Origin of the sequence: Polycladomyces subterraneus (genome assembly GCF_030433435.1) — a bacterium.
In the GTDB taxonomy this organism is placed as follows: domain Bacteria; phylum Bacillota; class Bacilli; order Thermoactinomycetales; family JIR-001; genus Polycladomyces; species Polycladomyces subterraneus.
In genome coordinates this window covers 21,991-35,016 of record NZ_JANRHH010000031.1, presented here as the reverse complement: position 1 = coordinate 35,016, position 13,026 = coordinate 21,991, and the positions used below count along the sequence as shown (strand labels likewise).

Below are 13,026 nucleotides of genomic sequence, written 5' to 3'. Positions count from 1 at the left end.
TATGCCCGGGCGGACAGTATCATCGGAGTAGAGGGAGCATTGGGCAAGTCTGGTGCCATTTCAGAAATAAGTGGAAATAAACTGTGGAAAGCAACGAAAATGCCCCTCTACCGCATCGCCCATCAAGTTAAGGAATCTTCACATCTCCGCTTGATGGGCATGAGATACCCCTTACAACATGCTTTTCAATAGTTAACGCTGTTCTAACTGGGTAACTCGCGTCAAATAATGAACTTCAGGCTGTGACTTTATTTTTGTTGAATGAATTTTCTAAAAAAAATATAGTAGAAGAAGGACATACCAACCGGTTAGTAGCGTTGGGTGGGAGGGAAGTTGATGAAATCTGATGGACAGCTTACTCACGAAACGAAAGTCCATTACAGAACCTGTCCTCTTTGTGAAGCTACTTGTGGTCTTGAGATTCATACTGTGAATCAAGAAGTGCTGACCATTCGCGGCGATTCTAAAGATCCGTTTAGTCGGGGCTATTTGTGTCCAAAGGGATATAGCTTAAAAGAATTCCATGCAGATCCGGATCGTATTAAAAAGCCTATGGTCCGTAGAGGAACGGAATGGCACGAAGTGACATGGGAAGAGGCATTTGCAGAGGTTCGCAAACGACTGCTCCCTATCATTAAAGAGCATGGACCGGATTCTGTCGGTATCTATCTGGGTAATCCCAACTCTCATAACCTTTCCGCCCAACTATATGCTCCTATGTTCATCCGGGCAATTGGTACCCGAAACAGATTTTCCGCCAGTACTGTGGATCAGATACCGAAGCAGCTGTCGTCTGAACTCATGTTTGGTGGGAATTTTAACGTTCCGGTTCCCGATGTAGACCGTACAGATTATATACTGGTGATAGGTGCCAACCCGTTGGTATCGAATGGTTCTCTGATGACCGCACCCAATATGAGATCGCGAATAAAGGCGTTAAAAAACCGGGGCGGCAAGTTAGTCGTAATTGATCCTGCCCGGACTGTTACAGCAAAAGCGGCCGATGAACATCACTTTATCCGTCCGGGAACGGATGCTTTATTTCTCTTTGCGCTCGTTCATACTCTTTTTGAAGAGGGATTGGTGAATTTGGGAAGGCTGGCAGAACACTTGGTCGGTTTAGACGAAGTGAGAAAGTTGGCTCAGGAATTCTCTCCCGAGGCAGTGTCCCCCTTGTGTGGAATACCTGCCGACACCATCCACCGTTTAGCCCGTGAGGTTGCTTCAGCGCCAACAGCAGCGGTTTACGGTCGAATGGGGACATGTACACAGGCTTATGGGACAATCAACAGTTGGCTGGTTGATGTGTTGAATATCTTAACCGGAAACTTAGATCGTCCAGGCGGTGTGATGTTTCCAACACCTGCTGCAGCAAAAAGCTCTGGGAAGAAGCGCAGAATCCGTTACGGCCGGTTTCACAGCCGTGTTCGAAACATGCCTGAAGTTATTGGAGAATTGCCTGCTGTCTGTATGGCCAAAGAAATGGAAGTACCTGGCCCCGGGCAAATCAAAGCGTTTATTACAATTGCCGGGAATCCGGTTCTCTCAACACCAAATGGCAACCGGCTTCAGAAAGCTTTCGAGAACCTGGAGTTCATGATTAGTATTGATTGTTATCTTAATGAAACAACCAGATATGCGCACGTGTTCCTGCCAGCGCCTTCACCACTGGAACATTCTCATTACGATATAACATTTTATCAACTATCGGTAAGAAATATTGCCCACTATTCCCCACCTGTGTTTGATTTGCCAGCAGATCAGCTGGACGAGTGGGAAATCTTGCTTAACCTGATGGCCGTTCTTAGTGAAAAAGAACTTGGCAGTGATCCGGTAAAGGCTTTGGACGATTTCGCTATAATGCAGTTGATCCAACAAGAGGTGAAAAATCCAAATTCATCGATAGCGGGCCGTGAACCGAAGGAAATAATGTCTCAATTGAATGCGGATCGGGGTCCAGAACGAATGCTTGATTTCTTACTGCGGGTGGGACCGTATGGCGACCACTTCAGATCCAACCCGGAAGGCTTAAGCTTGGCTGTCCTGAAAGCCAACCCGCATGGCGTCGACCTAGGGCCGCTTGTACCCCGCATTCCGGAAATTCTGGCTACACCATCGGGAAAAATTGAGTTGGCTCCAGATTTGCTGGTTGAGGATGTAAAGAGGCTTCGGAAAATGCTTCGGGTATCTCCGAGTGAGAAGATGGTTTTGGTGGGAAGACGGAATTTGCGCTCCAACAACTCGTGGTTCCATAACATAGAAACATTAGTAAAGGGAGACAATCGTTGTACACTGTGGATTCATCCCGATGATGCAGCGCGACTGGGACTGTCCAACGGAGAAGAAGCGGTAGTCACCTCTCGCACGGGCAAGATTCAGGTTCCGGTTGAGGTCACGGAAGATGTGATGCCTGGTGTTATCAGTCTTCCACATGGCTGGGGACATAATCTTCCAGGTATCCGTCTCGAAACTGCTAATCGATATGCCGGAGTCAACTACAACATACTATCTGATGAACTAGCCGTAGACGAACTATCCGGGAATGCGATTTTGAATGGAATTCCTGTGGTTGTTATGAAATCTCACCCCGAAACGGTGTAGCGGATCAGCATAAGTTAGGTGAGAATTCCTGTTACTCCCCCTCACCAAGGAGGGGGAGTCAGCCTGTTAGTTGAGGACCTTTCATTTAGATCAATCCTCCGTTTTACGAGAGATGGTCTAATCTTGCGCGGCGGGGGTGTCCTGAAGCGCGTACTTCTGCCGTGCTCTGAACACAGTCATCACAATCTTCCTGCTGGTGAGATCGTGGTTGGTATACTGACCGCGTTCAAAACTTTCCTCGAGATACGTCAGCTACTCACTCCCCCCAACGAACAACAAAAAAAGCCCCGCACTCCCAAGCGCTAAGGTTGGTCGCCTGCCTTGGGTTAGAGCTTTTTCTGTACAACTATCCAGCGACTGACCCACAATTGCAGCGGTCGTGCGCTCACACTTCTGATCGAGAGATTCACGTCGTAGCCTTATTTTACTATCCTGATTGGGACTACTCGCTTCATCGGTATTTCCGACAGAACAGCATTTTGATGCATTGGTAAATGGATTGGACACCACATTGTGGATTTTGCTTGCCCAGCTTTTATGCTGGGTTGTTTTCTGGCCGTCTGCCGAGAATACAATATTGCAGTAAGCGTTGAAGCGCCGGTACCGCAAAAACATGACTCGTTGAGGTCCCGTCACATCCACACACAAAAAAAGAGAGGGTTTCCCCTCTCCCCAACACCCGTAAATCAGTATATGCTAGGAGCGGTCCCCCATTGTACAAACAGTTGTTTAAAAATGGGACTTCTGAGCGGGGGTTATTGACCTGATTCCAACGTTGGAGCAAATGGATGGAACACAAACATGATTGAAAGATGCAGGAGGATGTGTAACGGTTTCCTCCAGTCAGAAGAAATTCGAAAAGAAATCGAGCAAGCCGCCCCAAACGGGCGGCTCTTTCCCTCTCTCCCCCTCACACAAACGGTGGGTCCCACAGCCGCTTGCGCCAGCCCAACCGTTGCCACACCACGTTGCCGTGTTTGTCCAGCCGGACATTGACGCCAAACGGCAGTTTTTTGTCGTACCAAAAGCGAACATCGCTCCATATGACTTCGTACCCGTCTTGCAACTCGCGACAGGTGACGTGCACCCATTGGGCAAAACTGAGAAACGCCCGCACCCCGTCCGTTTTCATACTCGCCCGGATTGCCGAGTGCTCCTGTGCCTTGGGGTAGAAATCTTCCACCCGCACCGAACGCCCCGACACTTTCCCTGTATAAAATCCATCCTCCGTTTCTACGACAAACAGCCAATGGAACCAGTGAAACGTGGGCAATACATGGCAAACTCCTTCCAAACCCGTTTCCCTATACACTCGGTCGATCACCCGCCGATGATGCCACGCGCGAACAACAATATACCCGACGGTGGCCGCATACACCCAACCAAACACCTGACGCGGGTCGGCTCCTTGGTACCACCACCACAACCCTCCTAGATGCACCACAAACAAAAACGGCTCAAAGATCGCCAAAATATCGAGGTGAAACCATTTTTTCACGAATGGTCGGGCGATTTGCACACCGTAGGTGTTGAACAAGTCCAAGATCACATGAAAGATGACGGATAGCAATATCCAGCCGTACAACGTCCAAAAATGATCCCACACTTGATATCCAGCGGCCAACGGAACTCCAATCACCGCCGGCCAGATGAACCAAGCGGGAATCGAATGCGTGACACCCCGGTGATGACGAATGTAGGCGGAATATCCTTTCAATCGCACCACGCTGTCAAAATCCGGCGCATTGGAACCCACCACCGTTCCCACCATCACCGCCTGGGCCAAGGTAGGGTCACCGGATATCGCCGGGTCCAAATACGACAGCCCGGCCATGGTGAATCCGAACAGCAGATGGCTTCCCGTATCCAACGACATTCTCCCCTTTCTCTTGCTGAACACTTCCCGAATAAACGAGAGAGTGAGACAATCCATCCCCGGTGTACCCGGTAAAATGGATCACCTCACTCTCTTTCTCCCCCGTTTCCCGTTGCCTTCGAAAACGCCCCAATACAGAGAAGGGCGGGAGTGGAAACCTGTCCTCCTTTGCCCGCCCGGCCTGCCAAAGGCGACAAAATGCCCGTCGAAAACGTTCTTGAAATCATCGAGTGACGAACTTGTTGATTCTTACGAAGAAACGGAAACCGGGTCGATTTCATCTTTACTCCCTCCATCTTCCACAGCCCGATCGCCCACCAAATCCAAACGGCGATCGACATTAAACCAGTAAAACCATTGCTCAGGACAGGCGCGGATCGCTCTTTCCAGAAAACCGTTCAACCGGTTGGTCGCTTCCAGGGTTTGATTGGACTCGAAATACTTGTACAGGTGAACGGGCGGTTCGATCACCATGCGATGACATAAGCCCCGCTCACGGTATCCGTAAAAGGGGATCACCGGTACCTGCTCTTGCAAAGCCAATTGGGCCGCTCCCCTGGGACTGCGCGTTTGTCTGCCGAACATCAGCGCGCGCGGAAAATTGGGCCGCCAAAAATCCCCCAAGAGCAGAATGACACCACCTTCGCGCAAATGCTGCCGCAACTTGCGCAAAAGCGTCAGCGGCGGGGTATGGTCATAATCCAATCCTTGGCATCCGAGTGATTGCATGCGGAGATACAGGGGGCGCAACTCTTCACTCCCCGCCGTCACCACGGTCAGGCAGGGATAACGTTGTGAGAAGTACCAGTAATAATAAAAATAATTGCCGACATGAGGAGTAAACAAAATGGCCCCTTTTCCGTTCTCCAGCACCCGTCTCAGATGTTCTTCCCCTTCGACCGTAAATCTTGCGCAGTTCCCGATCGACTCGGACGGTACATCGACCAGAATCTCATACAATGTAAGGACCCCGTGCTCAAAATACTGTCGGGCGATGCGATGGATTTGCCTGGAAGTTCGTTCCGGCAACAATTGGTACAGATTTTCCCGGATTTTCCGTCTCAACGAAAAACCTACCGTAAAAAGCAACAAACCCAACCATCGGCACATCCATTCAACCAACGGACGCGGCATCCGCCGCAACCAATACGAGACCGTCTGCATCCTCCGTTCACTCTTCGTCAATTTGCCGATCCATTCGTACAAACGTTTACCTCCCCTCCAAAAAGTGACGCTGATACCGTCGGATTACGTGTGATGTTTCCAGCACTACCAACCAATCGAAGGTACCAAAGATCGGGTCGTATGCGGGCTGGGCCGCCAATTTGGCTCCCAAACGACCATACCCTTTGAGCAGAGGAGGAATGGTCCGCATGATCGCTTTCTCCTGCCCCGTGATGTCGATGAGTTCCAACCCTTCTACTTTCCGGTCAGGAAGTGGTTGAATCCCGAATTCGTCGGTCAACATCCCCTTCCAATGCAGCCAACTGTAAACCCGGTTCAGATCTTCTCGTTCTATTGACGGCAAACTGGCGCAACCGATAAGGTACCGAAACCTATGCCGTTTCAGATAATCCGCGATACCAGCCCACAAATATTGAATCGTTTTTCCGTCGCGGTATTCCGGTGCGACGCAACTCCTCCCCAACTCCAAGGTGACCGATGCCGCACTTTGAAAAGCGGAAAGGTCAAATTCCGTCTCGGAATAAAAGCCACAGTGACGACGAGCCCGGTCACCCGGCAACAAACGATACGTACCGATCACTTCCCCCCGGTCAGGTTCCACGACGATCAGATGGTCGCAATACGGGTCAAACTGATCGCATTCCAACCGTTGGGGATTGCATAGTAACGCATTCTTCATTTCTTCGACAAACACACGGTAACGCAAGCGGAAGGCTTGTTGCCGCTCCTCCTCATTTTCCGCCAACTTGACTGTCAGCGGAGTGAGTGTCTCTATCGTTTTCGCCATGAGGGACCCCCTCCTTGGGGAAATGTCTGTTTACCGGGATCGAAGGAATTGTATCAAACGCCTGTGTAGCGAAGATTGAGCCCCTATTGCGCAATCGTTAAAAAACAGAGGGCTTATCCCATCGGAACACAAGAGTACAAGCAACTTCCCTCTATGAATGTCAAATATCCCCTGACTTTGACACCAATTGCATTTCCGCTGGTACAGACAAGCCGCCTGCAATTTGATACAATGGCCGATGAATAGGGTTGGAAAGGAGGGGAGTGTTCAATGCAGCCAACGAGATCGGAACGTCGAAAGCAGTTGAAAAAGCGGAGGAGAATGGTATTTGCCACCGTAACGGGATGCTTCCTGTTGACCGGCTTCATCCCCGCACAAACGGCGCAAGCGCCTGTCGGACAACATGTGTTGAAAGAAATCTCTGGCGATTATTACACCTATACCCCGTCGTCCGTACCCACTTCTAACGACCAACAACAACCTGTTGTCCATCCGTCAGGCCAAAACGATGCGTCTAAAAACCATGTATCCCGTTCTGCCGACTATCCGTCACAGTTTCCTCATTTGCCGGCGGTTGCGATGAAACCGGAGAACAAACCATCCATCACCGCACCTACATATGAACAATCGAAACCGAATACCGGTCGTACCAACGGAAATACATCTACAAATGAGAGGGAACAACCCGCCTACGAACCGAACCCTGCTCCGGAACCGGCATCTTCTGATCAACCATCACGGAAACCCCGTCGGGATGACTCGGGTCAACCATCCCAATCCGAACCGAGCAATCCGCCGGATTCCCAATCGCCACCGCCACAGGAGCAACCATCTCAACCTCCCGATGATCATGGCGATCAAGGGAATAATGGCAACAACGGGGGTAACGGATTGATTGGGGGCATACTGGACCCGTTACTGAACACGGTGAACAAAACCTTACCATGAAAAAGCGAACCGGCATCGAATGATGCCGGTTTAGTTTGTTGACAGAGTCCCGGGGGTTCATTTTCCTTCCCCGACCCACTTAATAACCGTTTGAGGGGGGAGTGCTTGGTAAGTCACCACCCAGGAAAACATTTCCTCCTTACACACCCCTAGTATGGCATTTGAAAATGATAGATTGCTTCGCCAATCGAAATCAGGATATTCCCCAGCCTTTCGAAATCGACGATGGTGGTAGGATTTTGTCCATGGATCATTTTCATGATACTTTCCTAATCGCCAACTAAAACGAAAACCAGCGAGGGTTCTTCCGGTGCTGTGACATTTTCACTTTCATCCGCCGTGACCGACCAATAGATATCGTTTTAGTACTACAGTGGAAATCCCCTGTTTCTTGGCTTTGTTCACCAAAATTTTGATGGCGATTATCACATCATCCAGAAGACGAAAACATATTTACCTCACACCTAAAACGATTTCTCCTTCATGGAAAAACTCTATTACATACCCGTCAGATGGACAATATAGCCATGTGTCATAACTCACAGCAGTAGCATCATCAATTACTCGAAGTATCGTTTGCAAATCACTTTCTACAGCAGGCAACTGGCTTCATCCCATATAATATATACAATGCTATTTAATTGAGGTATTTCTCTTTTGAGATACTTTATGATTTCATCACTGGATTCCATATAAAATCGATTCTTTACTTTTTCCCAATCAATCCGCCCCCAATCAGTAAAAGGATATTTCTCTCCAAGTTCGGTGAATAAACGGTTTGTTTCCTTTTTCGAAAGTACTTTGCAATTCCTGCCCAAAGCATGGATACATTCTTCAAATAAAGTCACATTCGATAGCCTCCTAGCCCTCTATACGCGCCCTGTATTAATATAGAACCGGCATCATACAAAGCCGGTTCCCGATGTTGACAAACTACCTCTCCAATATGCCGGTGTTATTACTCTGCCCGTTCAGCACCTGAATCACTTTTTTCCTATTTTACCAGCCACATCGTTGATGCTCAGCACCGAGTACAACACGTCGGCCAAGAGAATCACCGCAGCCATGACGATCATATATTCCAAGGTAAACAAGCCTTTGCGGTGCCACTCCAATCAACAAAAAACCAGCGGTAGAACCGCTACCGCTGGTAACGCTGGTCCGATTACTTCGCCAACTCGTAAATCGCCTGCGCATAAATAGCCGTCGCTTTCAACAGATCGTCCACCATGATGTGTTCATCCTTTTGGTGTGCCGTCTCTTCGCGACCCGGGAACAGCGGACCGAACGCCACACCGACATCCAGCGCACGGGCATAGGTGCCGCCGCCGATGGCGAGCAATTCGGCTTGTTGCCCGGTTTGCTCCTCATACACCTGGGAGAGCGTGCGCACCAGCTCGTGGTTTTTGTCCACAGCATGGGCCGCTTTGTGATCTACATCCTCGACACGCAACCCGTACGGACGGGCCAGTTCGTCGATCTCCCGCAAAATCGTTTCATGATCGCCGGAAATGGGGTACCGCACGTTGATCCGCACCAAGTGAGACTGCTCCCGTTCATACTGGAACACACCGGCGTTGACCGTCAATTTGCCCACAATGTCATCGGACTGCGCCAGTCCCATCTTTTCACCGAAGAAGCTGTCCACCAAATAACGATGGGCGAAATTCACATAGCGCTGACCGTCCGCATCCAACTGTACTTTTTCCTTCAGGAACCGGATCAGTTCCAGCGCGGCGTTCAACCCCTTGCCCGGCTCGGAACCGTGGTGTGAAACTCCCTCCAGCACCAACATCAGGTGATCATCCGCTTCCTCGGCATAGCCCCGGATGCGGCGGCTGAGCAGAAACTCCTGGTACTGCTCCTTCAGGCCAAAAACATCGCCTTCGCCCACCAATTTGGCCTTGGCCAGATCGGGCACCATGTTCACCCGTTGCCCGGCGGTAAAGGAAGCAAGCGTCCAAGTATCTTCCCCTTCCGCAACAGGTTCGCCGGACGGCACTTCTCCGCGCAGGGAGATGTCGAGGAAACCTTTTTCCGCCACGATCAACGGGAAATCGGCATCGGGTGTAAAGCCCATCACCGGCATCGGCTCATGTTTGAAATAGTGATCCATGCAGCGCCAATAGGTTTCCTCGTCGGTACCCAGGATCAGGCGCACTTTTTTGGACAGCGGGAGGCCCAGCTCCTTCACGATCTTCAGAGCGAAAAACGCGGCCATCGTCGGTCCCTTGTCGTCAATCGCACCGCGGGCGTACAATTTGCCGTCGCGAATGTCGGGCGAAAACGGCGGCGTGGTCCAGCCGTCCCCCGCCGGCACCACATCCACATGGGACAAGATCCCGACGATCTCTTCTCCCTCACCGTACTCAATATGTCCGGCGTATCCATCCAGGTTTTTGACGGAAAACCCGTTTTCTTTCCCCAGTTCCAACATATAGGTCAACGCTTGATCGATTCCTTTGCCGAACGGGGCACCTTCACCTGCAGTATCCGGGTCCAAAACACTTTCAATGGACAAAAACGCGTTCAGTTTTTCCAGCAACTCGTCTTTTCGGGATTCCACTTCCCTCTGCCAATCGATCGTCATCGTATCTGCCTCCCTATTATCGGCATTCCCGGTATGCAACCGTCACGTTACAAGTCAGCCAGCGATTCCTGCAACAGCTCCACCATTTCCCGGTGCACTTTTCCGTTGGTGGCCAACATGTTCCGCACCGTCAGATCAAATGGCCGGCCCCAAGTGTCGGTCACTTCGCCTCCCGCTTCTTTCACCAGCAACACACCCGCCGCCAGATCCCACGGATTGAGACCCAACTCCCAATATCCCGTCAGTCTGCCTGCGGCAATATACGCCAGATGCAAAGCGGCGGCACCCCCGTTTCGGAGGCTCCGGAAACGCGAAGCCGTCCGCAAAAGCATGCGCAACTGCTGCTCGACTCTTCTCTGCCCATTCGAAAAGCCCGTCGCCATCATGCTTTCGGCCAGTGTCTCCTCACCCGAGACTCGGATCGGCTTTCCGTTCAGATACGCTCCCTTCCCTTTTTCCGCGGTGAACAGCTCGTCCCGCATCGGATCATACACGACGCCGGTGATCACTTCTCCATTTTTCGCCAACGCGATGGACACGCAGAAAAAGGGAAATCCGTGCACGAAATTACTGGTACCGTCGATAGGATCCACGATCCAGACATATTCGTGTTGCCGGCTTTCTTCCCATACTTCGTCTACGGTTTTATCTCCCGCGGCCACACCTTCTTCTCCCAGGATGGCGTGGTCGGGAAAATGCCGCAAAATGATCTCCTGAATGATCTCTTCCGAACGTTGGTCCACTTCGGTAACCAAGTCGGAAGCTGACGTTTTCTGTTTCACTTGTTTTGTTTGGTATGCCTTTTCACGGATCAACTCACCCGCGCGGCGAGCTGCTTCTACAGCGACATCCAAAAAGGTCAATCCCACCCTCTCCTTCCGTAACGGAACACATTTGTTCCCTTTTTAACTATATCACGGGGGATGAAAAACGACCAAACCCGCTATAAAACAGGGAAAGGAAAATATCGGGTTGGGAAGCGCTCCCATCCTTGACGAGCGGACGTTCAATAAAAGACAATAAAAATAATCCGGTAACGGGAGGTCATGAAATGGAATATATCCGACTCGGTACGTCTGATTTAAACGTGTCGCGGATCGGCCTGGGAACTTGGGCGATCGGCGGTTGGGCGTGGGGAGGCACGGATCGTGCTCAAGCGGTTCGGGCGATCCGCCATGCCTTGGATCAAGGGATCAACCTGATCGACACCGCCCCCGTATATGGAATGGGCCTCTCGGAAGAGATCGTCGGTGAGGCCATTGCCGAACACGGACGGGATCAGGTGATCATCGCCACCAAAGTCGGTTTAGAATGGAACGATGAAGGGCGGGTCTGGCGCAACTCATCCCGCGATCGTGTTTTCCGGGAAGTGGAGGACAGCCTGCGCCGGCTCCGTACGGATTATATCGATCTGTATCAAGTGCATTGGCCTGATCCTGAAGTTCCAATCGAGGAAACAGCTGAAGCATTGCACCGATTGTATCAAGACGGCAAAATCCGTGCTATCGGCGTCAGCAACTATTCACCAGGGCAGATGGACGTTTGGCGGCAAGCAGCGCCATTACATAGTAACCAGCCGCGATTGAATCTGTTCCAGACGGAGGAGCTTGACACCACCTTCCGTTACTGCGCGGAGCACCAAATCGGTACCCTGACCTGGGGCACGCTGGCACACGGACTGCTGACGGGAAAATTTACACCAGACACCACATTCCCGAAAGACGACTTTCGCCATCACAGCCCCATGTTTCAAGGTGAGCATTTCCGCCAGTATCTGTCAGCCGTTGACGAGCTGAAAAAATTGGCCGATGAAAAAGGAAAAACCGTCACGCAGTTAGCCGTACGCTGGGCTTTGCAACAAACGGGCGTCTCGGTCGCACTGTGGGGAGCCCGTCGTCCAGAACAACTGAAAGAAGTGGATGGCGTGATGGGATGGGAGCTGACCGCGGAAGATCTGGCACGCATTGACCGTATTCTCCAGGAAAAGGTGACCAACCCCATACCGGCGGAGCAAAATTTCGGCCCGCCGTCGCGTTCTCAATTGATGAATAAATGACAAGTCAAGGGCCGACACTCGGATGCTAAGTTGTGACCGATTTAAAGGTGACCATTTTCCCCCGAACAGCAGTGAAAGGGAAAATGGTCACTCGGCCAAAAGTGTAAACGTTATCACCCAGCCAGCCATTCAACAGTGCTTGGAAGGCAGGGTAGCCTTATTCCCGCACAGAAATTCTCTCCCTCCTGAATAACACGCAGGAGGGAATCAGACACGCCCTCAAGCGTATCCAATGGTGTCATCAGGAGTGGAGACCATGTATCAACAGATTCACAAGAAAAAGATCTACGAACAAGTGGCGGATCAGTTGATCCAACAAATCAAGGATGGATCACTCAAACCCGGAGACAAACTGGCTTCAGTCGAACAGCTGGCCGAATCCTTTCGAGTCAGCCGTTCGGCGATACGGGAGGCGCTGAGCGCCCTCAAGGCCATGGGGCTGATCGAAATGAGGCAGGGAGAAGGTACCTACGTGCGGCAGTACGATCCGCGTACATTGTCCTCCACTTTGTCGCATGCCCTGTTGATGAGCCCCGAAGACGTGCGCCAACTGTTTGAAATCCGTCGGCTGCTGGAAACCGGATCTGCCATGTTTGCCGCCCGTCGCCGGACGGAGGAAGACCTTGAAAGATTCCAGTACATTCTGGACCAAATGGAAAAATATGTACACGATCATACCCGCGGGGAACAACTGGACTGGTCTTTTCATCTGGCAATCGCCAAAGCGGCACGAAACCACCTACTGATCAACCTGCTGGACAGCGTCTCGGAAATGATCGTCACTGCCATGCAGGAAGCACGGCAACAAGGTCTCTTCGCCGAACTGTCCATCGCCGAACGATTGAATCGTGAACATCGTGCCATATACGATGCGATTGCAGCCCAAGACGCCGAACAGGCACGCATCCGGATGGTGGATCATCTCAACGGAGTGGAACAACTGTTGTCAGGCCGAATCGGGGAACAGGAGTGACACAAAATTT

General features: G+C 51.1%; 9 protein-coding genes and 1 pseudogene. 4 read left to right on the top strand and 6 right to left on the bottom strand.

Annotation, left to right across the window (positions count from 1 at the left end):
* Positions 1-336: 336 nt before the first annotated feature.
* Positions 337-2,601 (top strand): molybdopterin-dependent oxidoreductase, encoded by a 2,265-nt coding sequence (locus NWF35_RS07240; protein ID WP_301238388.1) that lies wholly within the window; start codon positions 337-339, stop codon positions 2,599-2,601.
* Positions 2,602-3,511: 910 nt separating this feature from the next.
* On the opposite strand, the gene NWF35_RS07235 is transcribed toward NWF35_RS07240, so the two are convergent.
* From NWF35_RS07235 to NWF35_RS07225, 3 genes are all read right to left on the bottom strand, one after another.
* Positions 3,512-4,477 (bottom strand): metal-dependent hydrolase, encoded by a 966-nt coding sequence (locus NWF35_RS07235; protein ID WP_301238387.1) that lies wholly within the window; start codon positions 4,475-4,477, stop codon positions 3,512-3,514.
* A 249-nt stretch (positions 4,478-4,726) separates the two neighbouring features.
* Positions 4,727-5,683: a lysophospholipid acyltransferase family protein gene (locus NWF35_RS07230; RefSeq protein WP_301238386.1), complete on the bottom strand. Its 957-nt coding sequence runs from the start codon at positions 5,681-5,683 to the stop codon at positions 4,727-4,729.
* A 4-nt stretch (positions 5,684-5,687) separates the two neighbouring features.
* Positions 5,688-6,449 carry a GNAT family N-acetyltransferase gene (locus NWF35_RS07225; RefSeq protein ID WP_301238385.1) on the bottom strand — a complete coding sequence of 254 codons (762 nt, stop codon included), beginning with the start codon at positions 6,447-6,449 and terminating at the stop codon, positions 5,688-5,690.
* 270 nt (positions 6,450-6,719) lie between these two features.
* On the opposite strand from NWF35_RS07225, the gene NWF35_RS07220 reads away from it, so the two are divergent.
* On the top strand, positions 6,720-7,397 hold the full coding sequence (locus NWF35_RS07220) for a hypothetical protein (RefSeq protein WP_301238384.1): 678 nt from the start codon (positions 6,720-6,722) through the stop codon (positions 7,395-7,397).
* Positions 7,398-7,850: 453 nt separating this feature from the next.
* Here NWF35_RS07220 and NWF35_RS07215 read toward each other — a convergent pair.
* The 3 genes and pseudogenes from NWF35_RS07215 to NWF35_RS07205 all read right to left on the bottom strand — a co-directional run bounded on the left by NWF35_RS07215 (position 7,851) and on the right by NWF35_RS07205 (position 10,856).
* Positions 7,851-8,245, bottom strand: a pseudogene (locus NWF35_RS07215) (CDI toxin immunity protein).
* 317 nt (positions 8,246-8,562) lie between these two features.
* On the bottom strand, positions 8,563-9,987 hold the full coding sequence (gene pepV, locus NWF35_RS07210) for a dipeptidase PepV (protein WP_301238382.1): 1,425 nt from the start codon (positions 9,985-9,987) through the stop codon (positions 8,563-8,565).
* 47 nt (positions 9,988-10,034) lie between these two features.
* Positions 10,035-10,856: an inositol monophosphatase family protein gene (locus NWF35_RS07205; protein ID WP_363321571.1), complete on the bottom strand. Its 822-nt coding sequence runs from the start codon at positions 10,854-10,856 to the stop codon at positions 10,035-10,037.
* A 182-nt stretch (positions 10,857-11,038) separates the two neighbouring features.
* Here NWF35_RS07205 and NWF35_RS07200 point away from each other — a divergent pair, with 182 nt between their 5' ends.
* A complete protein-coding gene (locus tag NWF35_RS07200) occupies positions 11,039-12,043 on the top strand; it encodes an aldo/keto reductase (RefSeq protein ID WP_301238380.1) in 1,005 nt (334 codons plus the stop codon).
* 256 nt (positions 12,044-12,299) lie between these two features.
* On the top strand, positions 12,300-13,016 hold the full coding sequence (locus NWF35_RS07195; protein WP_301238379.1) for a FadR/GntR family transcriptional regulator: 717 nt from the start codon (positions 12,300-12,302) through the stop codon (positions 13,014-13,016).
* The last annotated feature ends 10 nt before the right edge of the window (positions 13,017-13,026 follow it).